The organism is Pantoea sp. ICBG 1758, from assembly GCF_002928325.1.
Lineage (GTDB): Bacteria > Pseudomonadota > Gammaproteobacteria > Enterobacterales > Enterobacteriaceae > Pantoea > Pantoea eucrina.
Genome location: NZ_POWL01000003.1, coordinates 269,990 through 291,330, shown reverse-complemented (window position 1 = coordinate 291,330; position 21,341 = coordinate 269,990). Strand labels below are relative to the sequence as shown.

At 54.5% G+C, this 21,341-nt stretch carries 26 protein-coding genes; 14 read left to right on the top strand and 12 right to left on the bottom strand.

Annotated elements, in window-relative coordinates:
- Nucleotides 1-27: 27 nt before the first annotated feature.
- Genes lptB through C1Y41_RS13075 form a run of 6 tightly spaced genes read right to left on the bottom strand, consistent with a single transcriptional unit; the run spans nt 28 to nt 4,411 of the window.
- Entirely contained in the window at nt 28-753 is a 726-nt protein-coding gene (gene lptB / locus C1Y41_RS13100; protein WP_039382204.1) for an LPS export ABC transporter ATP-binding protein, read from the bottom strand.
- A gap of 3 nt (nt 754-756) precedes the next feature.
- Nucleotides 757-1,311 carry a lipopolysaccharide ABC transporter substrate-binding protein LptA gene (gene lptA / locus C1Y41_RS13095; protein WP_039382207.1) on the bottom strand — a complete coding sequence of 185 codons (555 nt, stop codon included), beginning with the start codon at nt 1,309-1,311 and terminating at the stop codon, nt 757-759.
- The gene (gene lptC / locus C1Y41_RS13090) at nt 1,286-1,858 is read right to left on the bottom strand and encodes an LPS export ABC transporter periplasmic protein LptC (RefSeq protein ID WP_065650292.1); all 573 of its coding nucleotides are present in this window, start codon (nt 1,856-1,858) and stop codon (nt 1,286-1,288) included. Before lptC ends, lptA begins: the two co-directional genes overlap by 26 nt.
- Nucleotides 1,855-2,421 (bottom strand): 3-deoxy-manno-octulosonate-8-phosphatase KdsC, encoded by a 567-nt coding sequence (gene kdsC, locus C1Y41_RS13085; RefSeq protein ID WP_039382215.1) that lies wholly within the window; start codon nt 2,419-2,421, stop codon nt 1,855-1,857. The genes lptC and kdsC overlap by 4 nt, the downstream gene beginning before the upstream one ends.
- A gap of 13 nt (nt 2,422-2,434) precedes the next feature.
- Entirely contained in the window at nt 2,435-3,415 is a 981-nt protein-coding gene (gene kdsD, locus C1Y41_RS13080; RefSeq protein WP_039382218.1) for an arabinose-5-phosphate isomerase KdsD, read from the bottom strand.
- Between the two features lie 12 nt (nt 3,416-3,427).
- Entirely contained in the window at nt 3,428-4,411 is a 984-nt protein-coding gene (locus tag C1Y41_RS13075; RefSeq protein WP_104085590.1) for a calcium/sodium antiporter, read from the bottom strand.
- Nucleotides 4,412-4,637: 226 nt separating this feature from the next.
- On the opposite strand from C1Y41_RS13075, the gene mlaF reads away from it, so the two are divergent.
- From mlaF to murA, 7 genes are all read left to right on the top strand, one after another.
- Nucleotides 4,638-5,453, top strand: a complete 816-nt coding sequence (gene mlaF / locus C1Y41_RS13070) for a phospholipid ABC transporter ATP-binding protein MlaF (RefSeq protein WP_039382224.1) — start codon at nt 4,638-4,640, stop codon at nt 5,451-5,453.
- A 4-nt stretch (nt 5,454-5,457) separates the two neighbouring features.
- Entirely contained in the window at nt 5,458-6,240 is a 783-nt protein-coding gene (mlaE, locus tag C1Y41_RS13065; protein WP_039382227.1) for a lipid asymmetry maintenance ABC transporter permease subunit MlaE, read from the top strand.
- A gap of 4 nt (nt 6,241-6,244) precedes the next feature.
- Nucleotides 6,245-6,778, top strand: a complete 534-nt coding sequence (gene mlaD, locus C1Y41_RS13060; protein WP_039382230.1) for an outer membrane lipid asymmetry maintenance protein MlaD — start codon at nt 6,245-6,247, stop codon at nt 6,776-6,778.
- 19 nt (nt 6,779-6,797) lie between these two features.
- Nucleotides 6,798-7,436 (top strand): phospholipid-binding protein MlaC, encoded by a 639-nt coding sequence (gene mlaC / locus C1Y41_RS13055; protein WP_039382232.1) that lies wholly within the window; start codon nt 6,798-6,800, stop codon nt 7,434-7,436.
- Nucleotides 7,436-7,741 (top strand): lipid asymmetry maintenance protein MlaB, encoded by a 306-nt coding sequence (gene mlaB / locus C1Y41_RS13050; RefSeq protein WP_039382234.1) that lies wholly within the window; start codon nt 7,436-7,438, stop codon nt 7,739-7,741. Before mlaC ends, mlaB begins: the two co-directional genes overlap by 1 nt.
- A gap of 114 nt (nt 7,742-7,855) precedes the next feature.
- Entirely contained in the window at nt 7,856-8,113 is a 258-nt protein-coding gene (ibaG, locus tag C1Y41_RS13045; protein WP_039382236.1) for a BolA family iron metabolism protein IbaG, read from the top strand.
- 46 nt (nt 8,114-8,159) lie between these two features.
- Complete coding sequence (gene murA / locus C1Y41_RS13040) at nt 8,160-9,419, top strand: UDP-N-acetylglucosamine 1-carboxyvinyltransferase (RefSeq protein ID WP_039382238.1); 1,260 nt, start codon at nt 8,160-8,162, stop codon at nt 9,417-9,419.
- Nucleotides 9,420-9,472: 53 nt separating this feature from the next.
- Here the strand turns inward: murA and C1Y41_RS13035 are convergent, their stop codons facing one another.
- Both C1Y41_RS13035 and ispB read right to left on the bottom strand, forming a co-directional pair.
- Nucleotides 9,473-9,766 (bottom strand): helix-turn-helix transcriptional regulator, encoded by a 294-nt coding sequence (locus tag C1Y41_RS13035; RefSeq protein WP_039382241.1) that lies wholly within the window; start codon nt 9,764-9,766, stop codon nt 9,473-9,475.
- Nucleotides 9,767-9,992: 226 nt separating this feature from the next.
- Nucleotides 9,993-10,964 (bottom strand): octaprenyl diphosphate synthase, encoded by a 972-nt coding sequence (ispB, locus tag C1Y41_RS13030; RefSeq protein WP_039382243.1) that lies wholly within the window; start codon nt 10,962-10,964, stop codon nt 9,993-9,995.
- Nucleotides 10,965-11,218: 254 nt separating this feature from the next.
- Here ispB and rplU point away from each other — a divergent pair, with 254 nt between their 5' ends.
- The 3 genes from rplU (at nt 11,219) to cgtA (ending at nt 13,227) form a co-directional block, all read left to right on the top strand.
- On the top strand, nt 11,219-11,530 hold the full coding sequence (rplU, locus tag C1Y41_RS13025; RefSeq protein ID WP_039382246.1) for a 50S ribosomal protein L21: 312 nt from the start codon (nt 11,219-11,221) through the stop codon (nt 11,528-11,530).
- A 15-nt stretch (nt 11,531-11,545) separates the two neighbouring features.
- Nucleotides 11,546-11,803: a 50S ribosomal protein L27 gene (gene rpmA / locus C1Y41_RS13020; RefSeq protein WP_039382249.1), complete on the top strand. Its 258-nt coding sequence runs from the start codon at nt 11,546-11,548 to the stop codon at nt 11,801-11,803.
- 248 nt (nt 11,804-12,051) lie between these two features.
- Nucleotides 12,052-13,227, top strand: coding sequence for an Obg family GTPase CgtA (gene cgtA / locus C1Y41_RS13015; protein WP_039382251.1), 1,176 nt, complete (start codon nt 12,052-12,054; stop codon nt 13,225-13,227).
- A gap of 45 nt (nt 13,228-13,272) precedes the next feature.
- On the opposite strand, the gene pmrB is transcribed toward cgtA, so the two are convergent.
- The 3 genes from pmrB to dacB are packed head-to-tail and all read right to left on the bottom strand — an operon-like array spanning nt 13,273 to nt 16,426.
- Nucleotides 13,273-14,334, bottom strand: a complete 1,062-nt coding sequence (pmrB, locus tag C1Y41_RS13010; RefSeq protein ID WP_039382254.1) for a two-component system sensor histidine kinase PmrB — start codon at nt 14,332-14,334, stop codon at nt 13,273-13,275.
- A complete protein-coding gene (pmrA, locus tag C1Y41_RS13005; protein ID WP_071669139.1) occupies nt 14,331-14,993 on the bottom strand; it encodes a two-component system response regulator PmrA in 663 nt (220 codons plus the stop codon). Before pmrA ends, pmrB begins: the two co-directional genes overlap by 4 nt.
- Nucleotides 14,993-16,426, bottom strand: coding sequence for a serine-type D-Ala-D-Ala carboxypeptidase (gene dacB / locus C1Y41_RS13000; protein WP_039382258.1), 1,434 nt, complete (start codon nt 16,424-16,426; stop codon nt 14,993-14,995). The genes pmrA and dacB overlap by 1 nt, the downstream gene beginning before the upstream one ends.
- Nucleotides 16,427-16,672: 246 nt before the next feature.
- Here dacB and greA point away from each other — a divergent pair, with 246 nt between their 5' ends.
- The gene (greA, locus tag C1Y41_RS12995; RefSeq protein ID WP_039382260.1) at nt 16,673-17,149 is read left to right on the top strand and encodes a transcription elongation factor GreA; all 477 of its coding nucleotides are present in this window, start codon (nt 16,673-16,675) and stop codon (nt 17,147-17,149) included.
- A gap of 121 nt (nt 17,150-17,270) precedes the next feature.
- Here greA and yhbY read toward each other — a convergent pair whose 3' ends face one another.
- A complete protein-coding gene (gene yhbY, locus C1Y41_RS12990) occupies nt 17,271-17,564 on the bottom strand; it encodes a ribosome assembly RNA-binding protein YhbY (RefSeq protein WP_039382264.1) in 294 nt (97 codons plus the stop codon).
- 126 nt (nt 17,565-17,690) lie between these two features.
- Between yhbY and rlmE the strand changes: the two genes are divergently transcribed.
- The 3 genes from rlmE (at nt 17,691) to folP (ending at nt 21,338) form a co-directional block, all read left to right on the top strand.
- Nucleotides 17,691-18,320: a 23S rRNA (uridine(2552)-2'-O)-methyltransferase RlmE gene (gene rlmE, locus C1Y41_RS12985; RefSeq protein ID WP_039382266.1), complete on the top strand. Its 630-nt coding sequence runs from the start codon at nt 17,691-17,693 to the stop codon at nt 18,318-18,320.
- Between the two features lie 173 nt (nt 18,321-18,493).
- Entirely contained in the window at nt 18,494-20,422 is a 1,929-nt protein-coding gene (gene ftsH / locus C1Y41_RS12980) for an ATP-dependent zinc metalloprotease FtsH (RefSeq protein ID WP_039382268.1), read from the top strand.
- Between the two features lie 82 nt (nt 20,423-20,504).
- Nucleotides 20,505-21,338: a dihydropteroate synthase gene (gene folP / locus C1Y41_RS12975; protein ID WP_104085589.1), complete on the top strand. Its 834-nt coding sequence runs from the start codon at nt 20,505-20,507 to the stop codon at nt 21,336-21,338.
- Nucleotides 21,339-21,341: the final 3 nt, after the last annotated feature.

Sequence of the window (21,341 nt, the reverse complement as noted above, 5' to 3'; positions counted from 1 at the left end):
GCGAATATCGGGTTAATCGACACCTTATCAGAGTCTGAACTCTTCGCCCAAATAAACCCGCTTAACCTGCTCATCTGCCAGAATTTCATCCGGCGTGCCGTGTGCAATCAGATTGCCCTGGCTGACAATATAGGCGCGTTCGCAGACGGCCAGCGTTTCACGCACGTTATGGTCGGTGATCAGGACACCGAGGCCGCTGTCGCGCAAATGTTCGATGATCTTTTTGATATCGATAACGGAGATGGGGTCAACCCCGGCGAACGGCTCATCCAGCAGAATGAACTTTGGATTCGCTGCCAGCGCGCGTGCAATTTCAACGCGGCGACGTTCTCCCCCGGAGAGCGCCTGGCCCAGGCTGTTGCGCAGATGCTCAATATGGAACTCTTCCATCAGCTCATTGGCGCGATCCTGGCGCTGCTCTTCGGTCAGATCGTCGCGGATCTGCAGCACGCCCATCAGATTGTCATACACGCTCAGCCGCCGGAAAATAGAGGCTTCCTGCGGCAGATATCCGATACCACGACGCGCACGGGCGTGCAGGGGCAGGATACTGATATCCTCATCATCGATAATAATGCGGCCCGCATCGCGCGGGACAATGCCGACCACCATATAAAATGTCGTGGTCTTACCGGCGCCGTTAGGACCCAGCAGTCCGACAATCTCGCCCGATTTAACCTGCAGGCTGACATCTTCCACTACGCGGCGGCCTTTATACGCTTTGGCCAGATTTTCAGCGACTAAAGTTGCCATCGGTCAGTTACTCTTTTTAGGGCTCGCAGCGGAACCGTTTTTATCCTGCAGCTGTGAAGGAACCAGCACCGTGGTGACGCGTTTGCTTTGACCCTGACTATAGGCCTGCATTTTCTGCTCTTTCACCAGATAGGTGATGCGATCGCCTTTGATGTTGCTGTCCTGCTGTTCAATAAAAGCATTACCGGTCAGCTCGACAAAATCGTTGGCCAGCTCATAGTGCAGCTTAGCGGCATGGCCTTTAACCGGCTTGCCGTTGTCCTGCATCTGATAAAACGTAGCCGGATTGCCATAGGCATCAACAATGGTTTTGTTGCTGTCGCCGCCGGGACGGGTTACCACGACTTTATCCGCTGTAATTTTAATCGTGCCCTGCGTGACAATAACATTGCCGGTAAAGGTCGCCACGTTGCCCTGCAGATCCAGCGCCTGATTAACGGAGTCGATATTAACCGGTTTTTCTGAGTCGCCGGTGACAGCCAGCGCGGGCAGGCTGCCAATCAGCAGCGATCCCAGCAGCAGCGCGTTAACGCTATTTTTGTTCATTTTGAATTTCATAAGAGGTTTTGACCTTTTCAAGCAGTTCGGCGTTTTTTGTCCGCAAATTGCCGCGCATCTTCATGCCCGTGGAGTTAAAACTGCGGCCAAATAGCGTCACCTGGTCGTCAGACATGACATCCTGGGTCACCAGATTGACCTGCGCGTTATCAGTGATAATGCGTTCCAGCTGAGAATCCTGCGTCAGCGTATGCACTTCAACGTGGCCATACAGATAAAGCATACGATCTTTCGTTAGCTTTGCTTTGTCCGCCCGTACTGACCAGGTTGGCACTTTGTTTTCATCAAAGGTTGTCATAACGGGACGATCAAACCAGCTGACTTCATCAGCTGAAAAATAGGTCACTTTATCGGAGACAAGCTTGTAGGCCAGTGCACCCGTTGGGTTGTATACCACGGTATTAGAGTTCGCGCTGGTGTAGGTTGGCTCCTGATCGTTTGAAGCCAACGGCGTGGCACTCTCATCCTGATTCGTCAGGTTCCAGCCGATCAATATCAGCGCGACCAGAGCCAGAATCAGCGTTATCCAACGCCTGCTTTTACTCATACTGATTGCCCTCTGGCATCCTCAAATTTATTCTGCGCCAGTAATATCAGGTCGCATATTTCGCGTACCGCACCGCGTCCGCCGCCGATGCGTGTGACATAGTCTGCACGCGGCAGCAAGACCGGATGTGCATCCGCTACGGCAACACTCAGACCCGCCTGCGCCATGACCGGCCAGTCGATCAGATCGTCGCCAATATAGGCAACCTGCGTGCTGTCCAGTGACAGTTTATCCAGAAGTTCGCGCCACGCCAAAAGCTTATCTGATTGTCCCTGGTAAAGATGCGTAATGCCCAGCGTTTCACAGCGATCTTCCAGCAGCTTAGCGCGACGGCCGGTTATAATAGCGACTTCGATGCCGGAGGTCAGCAGGCAACGTATGCCGTAGCCATCCCGCACATTAAACGCCTTCAGCTCTTCACCGCTGTTTCCCATATAGATCAGGCCGTCTGACATGACGCCATCGACATCACAAATCAGCAGGCGGATTTGCGCTGCCCGTGCCATGACTTCAGCTGATACCGGACCATAGCAGGTGGCAACCAGCGCATTTTCAGCGTTCATTTACATTTCCTGTTCAGACTACGCCAGCGCGCAGCATGTCATGCATGTGGACGACGCCCAGCAGCCGATCTTCATCGGCTACCAGGACGGCAGTGATATTTTTATTTTGCATCAGATTTAAGGCCTCTACCGCCAGCATATTTGGCCGGACGCGGATGCCGCCACGCGTCATGACGTCCTGAATACGCGCTGACTGAAAATCGACGCCCATATCAAAAATACGGCGCAGATCGCCATCGGTAAAAATCCCTTCAATTTTCATTAAGTCATCGACGATCACCGTGAGACCGAGGTTTTTGCGCGTGATCTCCAGCAGGGCATCACGCAGCGACGCCTCGCGCGTGACGTGCGGAATTTCATCGCCGCTGTGCATAATGTCGCTGACGTGCAGCAGCAGTTTACGACCCAGCGCGCCGCCAGGATGCGACAGAGCAAAATCCTCTGGCGTAAAACCGCGCGCCTCAAGCAGCGCCACCGCCAGCGCATCGCCCATCACCAGCGTTGCCGTGGTGCTGGACGTTGGTGCCAGTCCCAGCGGGCACGCTTCCTGCGGCACTTTCACACACAGGTGAACATCTGCCGCGCGGCCCATGGCGCTCTCCGGGCGGCTGGTCATACAGATCAGCTGCACTTTCTGTCGCTTCAGCACCGGGATCAGCGCCAGGATCTCTGCCGACTCGCCGCTGTTCGAGATGGCGATAACCACATCGCTGGCGCTCACCATGCCGAGGTCGCCATGGCTCGCCTCGCCCGGATGCACAAAAAAGGAGGCGGTGCCGGTGCTGGCAAAGGTCGCGGCCATTTTCTTACCGATATGTCCTGACTTGCCCATGCCCATCACCACGACTTTTCCCTGGCAGGCATAAAGCAGCTGGCAGGCGCGGCTGAAGTCGTCATTGATATACTGATCAAGCTGTTCAAGTCCTTCACGTTCGATGCGCAGAACCTTTTTACCCGCCTGCTGAAAATCAAACTCTGCATGCTGCTGTGACATATCAGTGCATCCTTAATAGCCAGTAAGAAGGGTGGGGCTGAGCCACAGCCATAGCACCCAGAGAAGAAATCCGCTCAGTAACAGCGCGCCGGCTATCCGGCCGACGCGCCGCTTACGCAGCAGACAAAACAGGGCAAACACTACGCTGACGCCGAGCATGACCCAGTAATCACGGCTAAACGCGAGCGGATTGACCTCGCCCGGATGAAACAGCGCGGGCAGGCCAAGAACAATCGCCAGGTTGAAAATATTGGCGCCGATCAGATTACCAATCGCCATATCATCTTCACCTTTCAGCGCACCCGCGACAACCGTGGCCAGCTCCGGCAGGCTGGTCCCTACCGCGATAAGCGTCAGCCCCATCACCAGCTCGCTTACGCCAAAGTAATCAGCAAAGACGGTGGCATTGTCGATGACCATACGGGTCGACATCGGCAATATAATCAGCGCGACCGCCAGCCAGAGAAAGGCTACCGTGTTACCCGCTTCATCGCGCGGCAGTTCTGCCAGCTGTTCCCGGGTGAGTGTATCGCTGTTGTCATGTCCGGCGCGGCGGGCAATGCGGATCACGATCAGCAGATAGAACAGCGCCATCAGCAACAGCGCGACACCATCCAGCCGGCTCAGGTAATTATCAAACAGCATAATGCCGCTCAGCAAAGAGACCAGCAGCAGCAGCGGAAGTTCGCGCCGAATCAAATTGGAGTGTACGGTTAAAGGATGAAGCAGCGCGGCGCCACCCAGAATTAACAGGATATTCGTAATGTTTGAGCCCAGCGCGGTGCCTACGGCCAAATCCATCTGTCCATGTTGCGCAGCTGAAAACGAAATAATCAGCTCCGGTAGCGATGTGCCGATACTGACTACCGTCATGCCGATAATCAGCGGCGGAATACCGAATGAGCGGCACAGAATGGCGGCGCTGAAGACCAGTCGATCGGCCCCGTAAGCCAGTAACAGCAATCCGATAAACAACAGGGCGGTAGCTACAAACATGAAAAATCCTTGATGGATACGGTGCCGGCGGACCCTGGCCGGCAAAAAAACCTGAGATGTGGGGAGAGTCAGCCGCTGATTTTGACTCTCTGAGCGACAAAAGTAAATTTAATGACCGTTTTCGCCACACTGAACCGGTAAGTTTCTGTAAAACTATCGTGAATTGCGGTTTACCAGGCTACCATCCACCCCATTTAGTACGCCCGACCCGCTTAACGAGGTAATAATGACTCAGCAGCAAACGAATCTGGTCGAGGTGCGCGGTGTGAGTTTCACCCGTGGCGATCGCACGATATTCGATGATATTTCACTTACGGTTCCGGCGGGCAAAGTGACCGCGATTATGGGACCTTCCGGCATCGGAAAAACAACGCTGTTACGCCTGATTGGCGGTCAGCTGCAGCCTGACCACGGCGAAATCTGGTTTCAGGGCCAGAATATTCCCAGCCTGTCACGGCGCAAGCTCTATGAAGCCCGTAAGAAAATGAGCATGCTGTTTCAGTCAGGCGCGCTCTTTACCGATCTTAACGTCTATGAAAACGTCGCCTGGCCACTGCGCGAGCACACTCAGCTACCGCCGGAACTGCTGCACAGCACGGTGATGATGAAGCTTGAAGCGGTCGGACTGCGCGGCGCGGCAAAACTTATGCCGGCAGAGCTCTCCGGCGGGATGGCGCGACGTGCTGCGCTGGCACGTGCCATTGCGCTGGAACCGGAACTCATTATGTTTGATGAGCCGTTTGTGGGGCAGGATCCAATAACTATGGGCGTGCTGGTCAAGCTGATTGATGAGCTGAACCACTCGCTGGGCGTGACCTGTATTGTGGTATCGCATGATGTGCCTGAAGTCCTGAGCATCGCCGATCACGCCTATATTGTTGCCGGGCAAAAAATCATTGCTGAAGGCAGCACCCGGCAGCTGAAGGAGAACGCCGATCCGCGCGTACGCCAGTTTATTGATGGGCATGCTGATGGTCCGGTGCCGTTTCGTTTCGCCGCCGGCGACTATCTTAGTGATTTGACCCGGACAGGGAGAGAGTAAACTCATGGTGTTACAGGCACTGGCGTCGTTCGGGCGTCGGGGAATAAACAGCTGTGCGACCTTTGGTCGCGCCGGTCTGATGCTGTTTCATGCGCTGGTGGGAAAACCCGCTTTTCGCCGCCATGCTCCATTGTTGATCAGGCAGCTTTATAGCGTTGGCGTACTCTCGCTGCTGATTATTGTGGTTTCTGGTCTGTTTATCGGCATGGTGCTGGGACTGCAGGGATATCTGGTGCTGACCACCTACAGCGCGGAGACCAGCCTTGGCATGCTGGTGGCGCTGTCGCTGCTGCGTGAGCTGGGGCCGGTTGTCACGGCGCTGCTGTTTGCCGGACGAGCCGGCTCGGCGCTGACGGCAGAGATTGGTCTGATGAAAGCCACAGAGCAGCTCTCCAGTATGGAGATGATGGCGGTGGATCCGCTGCGCCGCGTGGTCTCGCCACGCTTCTGGGCGGGTTTTATCAGTATGCCGCTGTTAACGCTGATTTTTACGGCCGTCGGTATTGCCGGTGGTGCACTGGTTGGCGTTGGCTGGAAAGGTATCGATCCCGGCTTTTTCTGGTCCGCGATGCAAAGCGCGGTAGATTTTCATAATGATGTCCTTAACTGCCTGATCAAGAGCGCAGTTTTTGCCATTACGGTAACCTGGATTGCGCTGTTTAACGGCTACGATGCGATTCCGACGTCGGAAGGTATCAGCCGGGCAACAACGCGTACCGTCGTACACGCTTCACTGGCGGTGCTTGGGCTTGATTTTGTGCTGACCGCACTGATGTTTGGGAACTGATGCAATGCAAAGCAAGAAAAATGAAATTTGGGTAGGGGTATTTATGCTGGCGGCGCTGGTGGCGCTGCTGTTTCTCAGTCTGCGCGTGGCCGATCTCAAATCGCTGGGCACCGAGCCCACGTGGAAGCTCTACGCTACCTTTGACAATATTGGCGGCCTGAAAATCAGTTCACCTGTAAAAATTGGCGGCGTCGTCATTGGCCGCGTAACGGATATTTCACTGGATGAGAAAAGCCTGTCGCCGCGCGTGACCATGGATATCAGCGAACAGTATGTCGACAAAATCCCGGATACCAGTTCTCTGGCTATTCGTACGCAGGGTTTGCTGGGCGAACAGTTTCTGGCGCTGAATCTGGGCTTTGACGATCCGGATCTCGGTTCAGCTATGCTGAAAGATGGCGGAACGTTGCGCGACACCAAATCTGCCCTGGTGCTTGAGGATTTGATTGGTCAGTTCCTTTATAAAAGCGGCGACGGCAGCAAAGAGAATCAGTCACAGGATGGCGAGCGTGCACCTGCGCCTGCCACAACGGAATAATCCAAAGAGGTAAAACACGATGTTGAAACGTTTTCTGATGGTTGCCCTGCTGGCAATCGCTCCCCTGGCCGCCACGGCAGCGGATACGGATCAGAGCAACCCGTATAAGCTGATGAATGAAGCCGCAGCCAAAACTTTTACCCGGCTGAAAAATGAACAGCCGAAAATCAAGCAGGATCCCAACTATCTGCGCGATATTGTGCGCCAGGAGCTGCTGCCCTATGTGCAGATTAAATATGCCGGCGCGCTGGTTTTAGGCCGTTACTATCGTGAAGCGACGCCGGCACAGCGCGACGCCTACTTTGCCGCATTCGGTGACTACCTGGCCCAGGCTTACGGGCAGGCGCTGGCGCTGTATCACGGTCAGACTTACCAGATTCAGCCGGAAAAACCGCTGGGCGATGCCAATATTGTGGCTATTCGCGTCACCATTGTTGATCCTAACGGCCGTCCGCCGGTGCGTCTCGATTTTCAGTGGCGTAAAAACAGCCAGAGCGGAAAATGGCAGGCTTACGATATGATTGCCGAAGGGATCAGTATGATCACCACCAAGCAGAATGAGTGGAGCGATCTGCTGCGCACTAAAGGCATTGATGGCCTGACTGCACAGCTGAAAACCTATGCGGCACAACCTATTACACTGGATAAACAGCAATAATGAGTGAATCGTTACGCTGGCAGCGCAGTACTGATACGCTGGTACTGAGCGGCAAGCTTGACCGGGATACGCTGCTGACACTATGGCAGCAGCGTGAAACGGTTATGCAGAATATAAATGTCATTGATGTGGCGGCTCTGGAGCGGGTCGATTCGGCCGGGCTGGCGCTGCTGGTGCATCTGCGCGAGATGGTACGCGCGCAGGGAAGTACGCCGCTGTTCACGGGTGTGACAGATAAACTCCATTCTCTTATTACGCTTTATAATCTTCAGCAGATTATTGTTTCTGCGGAGAAAAGCGTCTGATCTGACGGCTGAAAAACCAGGCCCCTGATGCGTTCAGGGGCTTTTGCATATTTAAGACTCAGCCGCTTTCCTCTAAGATATCCGCCTTATTATTATCAAGTGAAGTTATAAACCATGGAAAATAGTGAAGTTCAGGCAGTCCTGATGCAGGCGCTGTCATTAGATGAAGTCCACGTGATGAGCAACGACGGCAGCCATTTCCAGGTGATCGCCGTGGGCGAAATGTTTGGCGAACTGAGCCGGGTAAAAAAACAGCAGGCTGTTTATGCGCCGCTGATGGAATACATTGCGGATAATCGCATTCATGCGGTTTCCATCAAGACTTATACTCCCGCCGAGTGGGCTCGCGACCGTAAACTTAACGGATTCTGAGTACCAGTCTGGTTGTTTTGTTGATAGATAATTGAGAGCCGTGTTAATGGACAAATTTCGTGTGCAAGGCCCCACCCGCTTAAGTGGTGAAGTGACCATTTCCGGCGCAAAAAATGCAGCGCTGCCGATTCTGTTTGCCGCGCTGCTGGCAGAAGAGCCGGTAGAAATTCAGAATGTCCCGCAGCTGCGTGATATTGATACCACCATGAAGCTGCTGAGCCTGCTGGGTGCACGCACAGAGCGTAACGGTTCGGTGCATGTTGATGCGCGCGAAGTTAACGTCTTCAGCGCTCCTTACGATCTGGTTAAAACGATGCGTGCTTCTATCTGGGCGCTCGGGCCGCTGGTGGCACGATTTGGTCAGGGTCAGGTATCACTGCCGGGCGGCTGCGCGATTGGTGCCCGTCCGGTCGATCTGCATATCACTGGTCTGGAACAGCTCGGCGCGGAAATTAAGCTGGAAGAGGGCTATGTTAAAGCCTCAGTCAATGGCCGCCTGAAAGGCGCGCACATCGTCATGGATAAAGTCAGCGTCGGCGCTACCGTAACTATTATGAGTGCGGCAACGCTGGCAACCGGCACCACGGTAATCGAGAACGCGGCGCGCGAGCCGGAGATTGTTGATACGGCAAACTTCCTCAATACGCTGGGTGCAAAAATTTCTGGCGCAGGCACGGACAAAATTACGATTGAAGGTGTGGAACGTCTGGGTGGCGGTGTCTATCGCGTGCTGCCGGATCGTATCGAAACCGGCACCTTCCTTGTGGCTGCGGCTATCTCGCGCGGCAAAGTCATCTGCCGCAATGCACAGCCGGATACGCTGGATGCGGTACTGGCTAAACTGCGCGACGCGGGTGCAGAGATTGAAACCGGTGATGACTGGATTAGTCTTGATATGCACGGCAAGCGGCCAAAAGCGGTGAATATCCGCACTGCACCGCATCCGGGTTTTCCAACCGATATGCAGGCGCAGTTCACTCTGCTGAATCTGCTGGCGGAAGGCACGGGCGTGATCACAGAAACCATCTTTGAAAACCGCTTTATGCACATCCCGGAACTGATCCGTATGGGTGCGCATGCGGAAATCGAGAGCAACACGGCGATTTGTCACGGTGTGGAAACGCTCTCGGGTGCACAGGTTATGGCGACCGATTTACGTGCTTCGGCGAGTCTGGTACTGGCAGGCTGTATTGCTGAAGGCACTACGGTTGTTGACCGGATTTACCATATCGATCGCGGCTATGAGCATATCGAAGATAAGCTCAAAGCGATGGGCGCGAACATTGAGCGTATCAGCGGCGAATAAGCCAGTCAGTATGATGGACCAGAACCAGTCACAGCAGCGTGGCTGGTTTTTTTTTATTTTTTTTCCGGGATCTTTTTCAGACTATCGGGCGATCGGATCCGCTTTTTGCGATCCAGCAGAAGCAGGGTGTCAGGATCGTAATAGCGGCTTGGCCAGATTTCTGCCGGATGTACCTCAAGCGCCATAGCGATAAGCCACTCGCCTTTGGGCCAGGGGCGTGACAGCGCATTGGCGAGCGTTGAGGAGCAAAGTCCTGACGCACGTGACAGAGCCGCCAGTGAAGTACCACGTTTGCGTAGCGCTGCGATAATATCTGCAGGATGCCAATCCTCTTTCCTTGTCTGCATAACTTGTTCTCCATATCCATGTAATGCGTAATCGCTGCTGTGGCAGTGAAGGGTAAAACTGGAAATTAACGGCTCTATATAGCAAAAAGGTTCCATTAATTTCCAGTAATTGTTACACCCAGGTAGCAAAATCTGGCGGGTATTCGCAAAAAGCGTGCAAACTTATGCAAACGGCGCAGGAAACGGCGGGAAAATAAAAAACGGAGCCGGGCGGCTCCGTCCGGAATTAAAAGTCGCGCTGCACTGACATATGCGCCAGCGCTTCAAGCGCAGTACGCCACGGACTCTCAGGCAGCAGCTGTAGCGCAGCAATCGCTTTATCCGCTTCTTCTTCAGCGCGTTTGCGCGTCCATTCCAGTGAACCCGTCTGCTGCATAGCGGCCAGCACCGGCTCCAGCAAATGGCGTCCGTTGCCTTCCTCAATCGCGCTGCGGATCATAGCGGCCTGCTCGGGGGTGCCATGATGCATGGCATGCAGCAGGGGCAGCGTCGGTTTCCCTTCGCTGAGATCGTCACCGGTATTTTTACCCAGCGTCTCGCCATCTGCGCTGTAGTCGAGCAAATCGTCAATTAACTGGAAAGCGGTGCCAAGGTAGCGACCATAATCCTGCAGCGCTTTCTCCTGAGCAGGCGAAGCCTCTGCCAGAATCGCTGAGGCCTGAGAAGCAGCCTCAAACAGACGCGCCGTTTTACTGTAGATCACGCGCATGTAGCTCTCTTCAGTGATGTCAGGATCGTTACAGTTCATCAGCTGCAGCACTTCGCCTTCTGCGATCACATTCACCGCTTCTGACATCAGCGCGAGGATCTTTAAGGATCCGAGGCTGGTCATCATCTGAAAAGCGCGCGTATAGATAAAATCACCTACCAGCACGCTGGCGGCATTACCAAACGCCGCATTCGCAGTCGCTTTGCCGCGACGCATGTCAGACTCATCCACCACATCATCATGCAGCAGTGTTGCCGTGTGGATAAATTCAATCAGTGCTGCGTTCGTAACATGCAGCGAACCCTGATAGTTGAGCGCACGCGCTGAAAGCACGGCAATCATCGGACGAATGCGTTTACCTCCGCCGCTGACAATGTAGTAGCCCAACTGGTTGATCAGTGAGACATCTGAATTCAGCTGGTCGAGGATGGTCTGGTTGACGGCCGCCATGTCCTGCGCGGTTAGTTCGTTAATTTGTTCTAGGTTCATTCGTCTGTTCAGCTTTGACTCGTTTTTTGCATGGTAGGCGCTTTTACCCAGCGTGAGTTCAGGTAATCTGTTACTGATTGTACTTGAAAATTCAGGATGAGAAACGGTTGCATTCACTCTGCGCTTTTTTTCTGCAGGAGAGTGCAAAGTGCGCTTGTTTTCTGCTGGATATTTGCGTAGAATTCGCGCCCTATTGTGAATATTATCGCGCCGCCTGATTACACAGAAAGGCAAGCGCAGAAGCGGAGTTTTATATGTACGCGGTTTTCCAAAGTGGTGGTAAACAACACCGAGTAAGCGAAGGTCAGACCGTTCGCCTGGAAAAGCTGGACATCGCAACCGGCGAAACCATTGAGTTCGACCAGGTTCTGATGATTGCAAATGGCGAAGACGTGAAAATCGGCGCGCCACTGGTTTCAGGCGGAATGATCAAGGCAGAAGTTGTTGCTCACGGTCGCGGCGAAAAAATCAAGATTGTTAAGTTTCGTCGTCGTAAACACTACCGTAAGCAAGCTGGTCACCGTCAGTGGTTCACTGATGTGAAAATCACGACGATCAGCGCGTAAGAGGAGATCTGACAAATGGCACATAAGAAGGCTGGTGGTTCGACCCGTAACGGTCGCGACTCCAACGCAAAACGTCTGGGTGTTAAGCGTTTCGGTGGTGAATCTGTTCTGGCAGGTAGCATCATCGTTCGTCAGCGTGGCACCAAGTTCCACGCCGGTACCAATGTAGGCTGTGGTCGTGACCACACCCTGTTTGCTACCACAGACGGCAAAGTTAAATTCGAAGTGAAAGGCCCGAACAACCGTAAATATATCAGCATCGTTGCTGAGTAAGGTTGTCGTGCTGCAGACGATAATCGTCTGAACACACGAAGGAAAGGCCCCGCAGCTTTGCGGGGCTTTTTACATTCTGCCGCCGGTTATCGATTCCCCGCTAACTGAGCTGCGCGGTTTGTTGTACACTTTCTGTACATATCATATTACCAGATTTGCATTATCCGCCGCCGGTCAGCACAGAAGACCCTGGCGGACCCGTCTGCCGCTCTCTGCAGCGACAGACGACAGTGTGACGGAGAAATAGAATGAAGTTTGTTGATGAAGCGACGATCCTTGTGGTCGCAGGCGATGGCGGCAACGGTTGCGTTAGCTTCCGCCGCGAGAAATATATTCCTAAAGGCGGCCCGGACGGCGGTGACGGCGGTGATGGCGGTGACGTCTATCTGCTGGCAGATGAAAACCTCAATACCCTGATCGATTATCGCTTTGAAAAAGCGTTCCGCGCTGAGCGCGGTCAGAATGGTCAGAGCCGCGACTGCACCGGCAAACGTGGCAAAGATGTCACCATCAAAGTGCCGGTCGGTACGCGCATAATCGATCAGGGCACCGGTGAAACGCTGGGCGATATGACGCGCCATGAGCAGAAGCTGATGGTAGCGAAAGGCGGCTGGCACGGTCTTGGTAACACGCGTTTTAAATCCTCGGTTAACCGCACCCCGCGCCAGAAAACCATGGGGACGCCAGGCGAGAAACGCGATCTGCAGCTGGAGCTGATGCTGCTGGCCGATGTCGGCATGCTGGGTCTGCCGAATGCGGGTAAATCGACCTTTATTCGCGCCGTCTCTGCAGCGAAGCCAAAAGTGGCGGACTATCCGTTTACCACGCTGGTTCCCAGCCTGGGCGTTGTGCGCATGGACAGCGAAAAAAGCTTTGTCGTGGCCGATATCCCGGGGCTGATTGAAGGCGCAGCGGAAGGCGCCGGGCTGGGCATTCGCTTCCTGAAGCATCTTGAGCGCTGTCGCGTCCTGCTGCACCTGATCGACATTGCGCCTATCGACGAAACCGATCCGGTTGAAAACGCCCGCATCATTCTTGGCGAGCTGGAAAAATATAGCGAGAAGCTCTATCAGAAGCCGCGCTGGCTGGTGTTTAACAAAACTGACCTGCTGAGTCAGGAAGAGGCTGAAAGCCGCGCTAAAGCGATTGCAGAGGCGCTCGGCTGGGATGACAAATATTATCTTATCTCTGCCGCCAGCCGTACCGGCGTGAATGAACTCTGCTGGGATGTGATGAGCTTTATCATCGCTAATCCTAAAGAAGCGGAACTGGAAGAGAAGCAGCCTGAGAAGGTCGCGTTCATGTGGGATGATTACCATCGTGAAGCGCTGGAGACCGCTCAGGAAGTGGAAGAAGATGATGACTGGGATGATGACTGGGATGATGAAGACGACGAAGGCGTCGAAATTATCTATCAGCGTTAATCGCAGCTAAAAGCGGCCTTCGGGCCGCTTTTTTTATCTGCAGAGCTAGCCGTTGAGCTGATACGGCAGCGTACAGCGGGCAATCAGTCCGCTGCGGTCTTCACGGTTTTCCAGCGTCAGCGTACCGCGGTGCATTTGTACAATACGCAGCACAATATTCAGACCCAGTCCGCTGCCGCCGTAGCGCTGATCGCGACGGCGAAAGGCCTGGGTTAACTCCTCTGCGGCTCCGGCATCAATACCCGGCCCTTCATCCCATACTTCTGCCGTTACCTGCTGCGCATCCCGGTATAGCTTAACCTGCACCTCGCTGTTTTCCGGGCTATAGCGCGAGGCGTTCTCCAGCAAATTGCGCAGCATCAGGCGCAACAGCACCGCTTCGCCCTGCTGCGGGATATCACTCCCCTCTGGCCAGCGCAGCCGCTGCTGACGCTGTAGCAGCAGCTCGTCCATCTCTGGTTTCAGCGGCTGCATGATATCCTGCAGCCACCACAGCTGCTGATAGTGTCCGCCCGCCAGCGCCTGGCCGGCACGTGACAGCATGAGCAGCTGCTCTACGGTGTGCATCAGCTGATCGATACGGCTAATCAGCATTTCACTCTGCGGCACCTGCTGCTGCTGCAGCAGTTCCAGATGCAGCCGCAGCCCGGCGAGGGGCGTACGCAGTTCATGGGCAGCATCGGCAGTAAAAAGCCGCTCCTGCTGCAGCGTGTGGTCCAGACGGGAAAACAGCTGATTTATCGCGCCGGTGACGGCAACAATTTCATCCATATCCGCATACACCGGCAGGGGAGTGAGGTTGTCGGCGGAACGATGCGCCAGGCTATCCTGCAGCAGCTTAAGCGGGCGAATAATCCAGTTAATCGCCCAGAACGAGAGCAGCAGCGTCAGGCATACCATCACCAGTGAGGGCAGTAGCAACGAAGCGATCGCTTCGCGGATCTCATTCTCGACCCGCTGATTGCGCGCCTGAGCCGAAAGCGTCTCATTGACAAGAAAGCTGATCTGCTCCCGGCTCTCGTGCCAGAGCCAGATCACGCTCATGACCTGACAGATAAGCAGGATCAGCGCCAGCATGATCAGTAAGCGCTGCCGCATACTGTTCATTCGCGCAGTTCCAGCCGGTAACCCACACCGCGAACCGTTTTAATCCGATCTTTTCCAAGCTTGCGGCGCAGATTATGAATATGCACTTCCAGCGTGTTCGATCCAGGATCGTCGTTCCAGCTATAAAGATCCTGCTGCAGCGTTTCGCGATGCACATTTTGTCCGATGCGCATCAGCAGGCGCGTCAGCAGCGCAAACTCTTTAGGCGTAATATCCACCGACTGATTTTCAAGCAGCACCTGCTGCGTGCTGAGATTGAGCGTCAGATCGCCCTGTTGCAGCTGGTTATCGCTCTGCCCCTGATAGCGGCGGATCAGCGCCCGAACCCGCGCCTGCAGTTCTGCCAGTGCAAAAGGCTTGATCAGATAATCATCCGCACCGGCATCCAGGCCCTCCACGCGATCCTCCAGCGCATCACGCGCCGTAAGGATCAGCACCGGGATCGCAACGCCCTCGCGCCGCCACTGGCGCAGCAGCGAAGCGCCGTCGCGATCCGGCAGGCCAAGATCCAGCACGATCAGCGTATACTGACCGCTGCGCAATAGCGCATTACTCTCTGCGGCGCTGCTGGCGCAATCTGTTGCATAACCCTTAGCGCCCAGCGCCTGTGCCAGGCCCGACTGCAGCAGCGCATCATCTTCAACAATCAACAATTTCATTAGTTGTTCTTGTTAATGTCCGTGTAGAGGCGGCTTTCAAAGCGAACCAGCGGAATACGCCGCGTTTTCTGATTTTCCGGGGGCACGGCATAGCCTGACAGAAACTGCACAAAGGCAACGCGCGCACCGCTGGACGTGGTAATAAACCCTGCCAGATTATAGACGCCCTGCAGAGAACCGGTTTTTGCTGAGACTTTGCCATCGAGGCCCGCTTCATGGAGCCCGCCACGATACTGCAGCGTGCCGTCGTAGCCAGCCAGCGGCAGCATAGAGATATAGTCGAGCGTGGCGTCGTTTTTAGCAATGTACTGCAGCACCTGCATCATTGTCTCTGGCGAGATCAAATCGTGACGCGACAGGCCGGAACCATCAACCTGAATGCTGTTGCCCATATCAATACCCGCTTTTTCGCGCAGAATACGACGCACGGCGTCAGAGGCGGCACGAAACGTACCCGGCACGTTAAAGTAGTGATGGCCGATGGTGCGGAACACGGTGTCCGCAATCATGTTGTCCGACTTTTTCAGCATCATGCGCAGTAGCGTATGCAGCGGCGCGGATTGGGTCGAGGCGAGCACGGTACCCGGCGACGTAACCTGCGTCTGGCGTACCAGATGACCGCTATAATCAATATCAGCCGCACGCAGCATCCCTTTCAGGATTTCACCTGACCAGGCGGCATCATCCTGAACCGCAAAGGCGAGCGGCAGCGGTTCTGCCCGCTGGCGCATACAGCCTGTCAGCGTATAGCGGTTAAGCTCACCAGGCACCACATCCAGCTCGCAGTACTGACCTTCGCCGCTGTTAGGGGCAAGCGTCCGGACCTGGCTGAACATATGGGCCGGATAGTAAGACGCAATACGCACAAAGGCGGTTTCACCAGCGGTTTTGCCACTGTAAAGCGAAACCGAGAAACAGTTTTTGTCGACAATCGCCGCGCCAGGTGGTGCGCTGAAGCACTGGGTCAGATCGTTCCATGGCCAGCCGGGAGCCATATCGTGGCTGGCAAATACGGAGGTATCAATCACCAGGTTGCCTTTGATGTGCGTGATACCCTGCTGCTTCAGCGCGGCGACCATATTGCGCAGATTCTGCCTGCTCAGCGTAGGATCGCCGCCAAAGCGGGCCACCAGATCGCCGTTCAGCGTGCCGTCGGTAATAGCACCGCGTGTCTCAAGCGTGGTCTGAAAGCGGAAGTCGGGTCCCAGCTCCAGAAGTGCCGCCAGCGCCGTGATCACTTTCATGGTGCTGGCCGGTAAAGCCATCTGTTTTCCGTGGTAGTCAATAATAGGGGTTGATGCGCCCACTTTCTGTACCATCAGCGCCAGGTTCGCGCCGTCAGGTAAATACTGCATGTATTCTTCAACGGGGGCCGCTTGTGCCTGCAGCATTACCGCGCAGGTTAATCCGGTAACAAGTCGTGAAAATCGCATAATCTCGCGGTAACTGACGGATGGGGCGTCAATACTACGTCCCCGGGCAGGGCAAAGTAAACGATGACCCACAGGGAACTCTGGGGTAAAATACGTATCAAAATGCAAAACCGATCCCTGACCCGGAAAGCTTTCCGGGTCAGGGTTCTTTTGCTTTTGAAAAGGGGCCGTGTGCCGCAGAAGCGATTATTCTGCTGTCACCAGTCAGGATGACACCGTTAACCAGGATAGAGACGAGGAGCCAAAATGAATCAGATTCCGATGACGTTACAAGGCGCTGAGAAGCTGCGTGAAGAGCTGAACGAACTGAAAACCGTAAAGCGTCCGCGCATCATCGCCTCCATCGCTGAAGCTCGTGAGCATGGCGACCTGAAAGAGAACGCCGAGTACCATGCTGCGCGTGAAGAGCAGGGGTTTTGCGAAGGGCGTATTCAGGAGATTGAAGCTAAACTTTCTAATGCGCAGGTGATCGACATCACATCTATGCCAAAAACCGGTCGCGTCATTTTCGGTGCCACGGTAACTGTGCTGAATGTAGATACCGACGAAGAGTTTACTTACCGCATTGTGGGTGACGATGAAGCAGATTTTAAACAAAATCTGATCTCAGTTAACTCGCCAATGGCGCGTGGTCTGGTGGGCAAAGAGGCCGATGACGTAGCCATTGTGAAAACGCCAGGCGGTGACGTGGAGTATGAAGTGCTGAAGGTTGAATATCTGTAAGCACCCGCTGCTGTTATGCCGGGCACAATGTAAAGAAAGGAAAAAGGCCGCATGGCGGCCTTTTATCGCATGCGTGAGCGTGGCACTTTCTCTGCCCGCTGCGCCGCGCTTAGTATAGAGCTTAACGAGGCAGCGTGATTTTGCGCTCTTTCGCCGGGCGGTACAGCACCAGCACATTGCCGATAACCTGCACATTGCTGGCCTTGGTTTCACGCACAATGGCCTCGACGATCAGCTGCTTGGTTTCGCGATCTTCTGAGGCAATTTTCACCTTAATCAGTTCGTGATGGTCAAGCGCCTGTTCGATTTCGGCGAGCACGCCTTCAGTAAGGCCGTTGCCGCCCAGCATGACCACCGGCTTCAGTGGGTGGGCCAGGCCTTTCAGGTGCTGTTTTTGTTTGGTACTCAGATTCATCGTATTTTTTGCTTACTCAGGGATTGAAAACGGGTCATTCTACCGCCATCTCGGGTATATCGCCAAATCATCGCTACCCATTGCGCGCTGATTTATCGCTACGATGACGATTTAACTGGAAAAATTATGACGGGTAAAAAGCGTTCGGCCAGTTCCAGTCGCTGGCTTCAGGAACACTTTAGCGATAAATATGTGCTTCAGGCACAGAAAAAAGGGCTGCGTTCGCGCGCCTGGTTTAAACTTGATGAAATTCAGCAGGGTGACAAGCTGTTTAAACCCGGTATGACCGTGGTGGACTTAGGCGCGGCACCCGGCGGCTGGTCACAATATGTGGTACAGCAGATTGGCAATAGCGGGCGGGTGATTGCCTGCGATCTGCTGCCGATGGATCCGATTGTCGGCGTGGATTTTATGCAGGGTGACTTCCGTGACGAGGCCGTGCTGAAAGCGCTGCTTGAGCGGGTAGGGGACCAGAAAGTTCAGGTGGTGATGTCAGATATGGCACCCAACATGAGCGGTACGCCAGCTGTGGATATTCCTCGTTCAATGTATTTAGTTGAACTGGCGCTGGAAATGTGTCGGGATGTACTGGCTCCCGGCGGCAGTTTTGTTGTGAAAGTGTTTCAGGGAGATGGCTTCGATGAATACCTCCGGGAAATTCGCTCCCTATTTACGAAAGTGAAAATTCGTAAGCCAGACGCTTCGCGGTTACGTTCACGTGAAGTGTATATTGTGGCGACAGGGCGCAAACTGTAGGCCCGAATACCGGCGTCAAAGCAAGCTGAATAGTGCGTTTATCCCGGCCTGATTCTGAGTTTCAGGGTAAACCAGCAAATTCATCCATGCTGCGATTCCAGGTATGAAGGATATATAGTACCCTACGCTGTCTGTTAACACCGTTGTAATATGAGGTTAATCCCTTGAGTGACATGGCGAAAAACCTGATTCTCTGGTTAGTCATCGCGGTCGTGCTGATGTCAGTATTCCAGAGCTTTGGGCCCAGCGAGTCGAATGGCCGTAGGGTTGATTATTCAACCTTCCTGTCGGAAGTGAACCAGGATCAGGTCCGCGAGGCACGTATTAACGGGCGTGAAATTAACGTAACCAAAAAAGACAGTAATAAATATACCACCTACATTCCTGTCAACGATCCCAAGTTACTCGATAACCTGCTGACCAAAAACGTCAAAGTAGTGGGTGAACCACCTGAAGAGCCAAGCCTGCTGGCTTCTATCTTCATTTCCTGGTTCCCGATGCTGCTGCTGATTGGCGTATGGATCTTCTTTATGCGTCAGATGCAGGGCGGCGGCGGTAAGGGCGCGATGTCCTTCGGCAAAAGCAAAGCCCGCATGCTGACGGAAGACCAGATCAAGACCACCTTTGCCGACGTCGCTGGCTGTGATGAAGCGAAAGAAGAGGTAGGTGAGCTGGTAGAGTATCTGCGTGAACCAAGCCGTTTCCAGAAGCTGGGCGGTAAAATCCCGAAAGGCGTCCTGATGGTGGGCCCGCCGGGTACAGGTAAAACGCTGCTGGCTAAAGCTATCGCCGGCGAAGCGAAAGTGCCTTTCTTCACTATTTCCGGTTCCGATTTCGTAGAAATGTTTGTCGGCGTGGGCGCATCCCGCGTGCGTGACATGTTCGAACAGGCGAAAAAAGCTGCGCCGTGCATCATCTTTATCGATGAGATCGATGCGGTAGGACGTCAGCGTGGTGCCGGTTTAGGCGGTGGTCACGATGAGCGTGAGCAGACGCTGAACCAGATGCTGGTTGAGATGGATGGTTTTGAAGGCAATGAAGGCATTATTGTTATCGCCGCAACCAACCGTCCGGATGTACTCGACCCTGCGCTGCTGCGTCCGGGCCGTTTTGACCGTCAGGTTGTCGTTGGCCTGCCGGACGTGCGCGGTCGTGAACAGATCCTGAAAGTGCATATGCGCCGTGTGCCGCTGGCAACCGACATCGATGCGGCTATTATCGCACGCGGTACACCGGGCTTCTCGGGAGCTGACCTGGCAAACCTGGTCAACGAAGCCGCACTCTTTGCCGCTCGTGGCAACAAGCGCGTAGTGTCGATGGTCGAGTTCGAAAAAGCCAAAGACAAAATCATGATGGGTGCAGAACGCCGCTCCATGGTGATGACGGAAGCGCAGAAAGAGTCAACCGCTTACCATGAAGCCGGGCATGCGATTATCGGCCGTCTGGTGCCAGAACACGATCCGGTACATAAAGTTACGATCATTCCGCGCGGCCGTGCGCTGGGCGTGACGTTCTTCCTGCCGGAAGGTGATGCTATCAGCGCCAGCCGTCAGAAGCTGGAAAGTCAGATCTCCACGCTCTATGGCGGTCGTCTGGCTGAAGAGATCATCTACGGCGCAGAACATGTCTCTACCGGTGCATCTAACGACATCAAAGTGGCGACCAATCTGGCTCGTAACATGGTGACGCAGTGGGGCTTCTCAGAGAAGCTTGGCCCGCTGCTCTATGCGGAAGAAGAGGGTGAAGTGTTCCTTGGCCGTTCCGTAGCGAAAGCCAAGCATATGTCAGATGAGACTGCGCGTATCATCGATCAGGAAGTTAAACACCTGATCGACAGCAACTATCAGCGTGCACGTCGTATTCTGGGCGAGAACATGGATATTCTTCATGCGATGAAAGATGCGCTGATGAAGTATGAAACCATTGATGCTCCGCAGATTGATGACCTGATGGCGCGCCGCGATGTGCGACCGCCAGCTGGCTGGGAAGATCCCGGCAGCAACAACTCTGACAGCAACGGTACGCCAAAGGCGCCACGTCCGGTTGATGAACCGCGTACGCCGAATCCGGGTAATACCATGTCTGAGCAGTTCAATAAATAAGAGGCCATCACCTCAGCAAAAACCCCGGCCAGTCCGGGGTTTTTTACATTTAACGTTTGACCACTTCAGGACCATACCTGCCATGAAACTCCACGCGCGTGATTCCTTTCTCGATCTCTCCTTCCCCCATGTAATGGGTATTCTGAACGTAACGCCCGACTCCTTTTCTGACGGCGGCGCGCATAACTCTCTGGTAAACGCGCTGACGCATACTAATGAGATGGTAAATGCGGGCGCGACAATCATCGATGTCGGCGGCGAGTCGACCCGGCCCGGAGCGGACGAGGTCAGCGTTGAGGAGGAGCTGGAGCGGGTTATCCCGGTCGTGGAGGCCATTGCACAGCGGTTTGAAGTCTGGATCTCAGTAGATACCTCAAAGCCTGACGTCATCCGTGAAGCAGCGAGAGCGGGTGCTCACATCATCAATGATATTCGCTCGCTTTCAGAGCCTGGCGCGCTCGGTGCGGCGGCAGAGAGCGGTTTACCGGTTTGTCTGATGCATATGCAGGGTGAACCCCGTACCATGCAGCAGACACCTTCGTATAACAATGTGGTCAGCGAAGTGGACGCTTACTTCGCTGCGCAAATTGCGCGCTGTGAGGCGGCGGGCATCAAAAAAGCGCAACTGCTGCTCGACCCGGGCTTTGGTTTCGGTAAGAATCTCAGCCATAACTATGAGCTGCTGGCCCACCTGAGCCATTTTCACCATTACGGCTTACCGCTGCTGGTGGGAATGTCGCGTAAATCGATGATTGGTCAGCTGCTTAATGTCGGCCCGGCACAGCGTCTTACCGGCAGCCTGAGCTGCGCAGTCATTGCTGCGATGCAGGGCGCCCAGATTATTCGCGTGCATGATGTGAAAGAGACAGTTGAAGCGATGCGCATCGTGGAAGCGACCCAGAGAGCAAAAGGATAACAG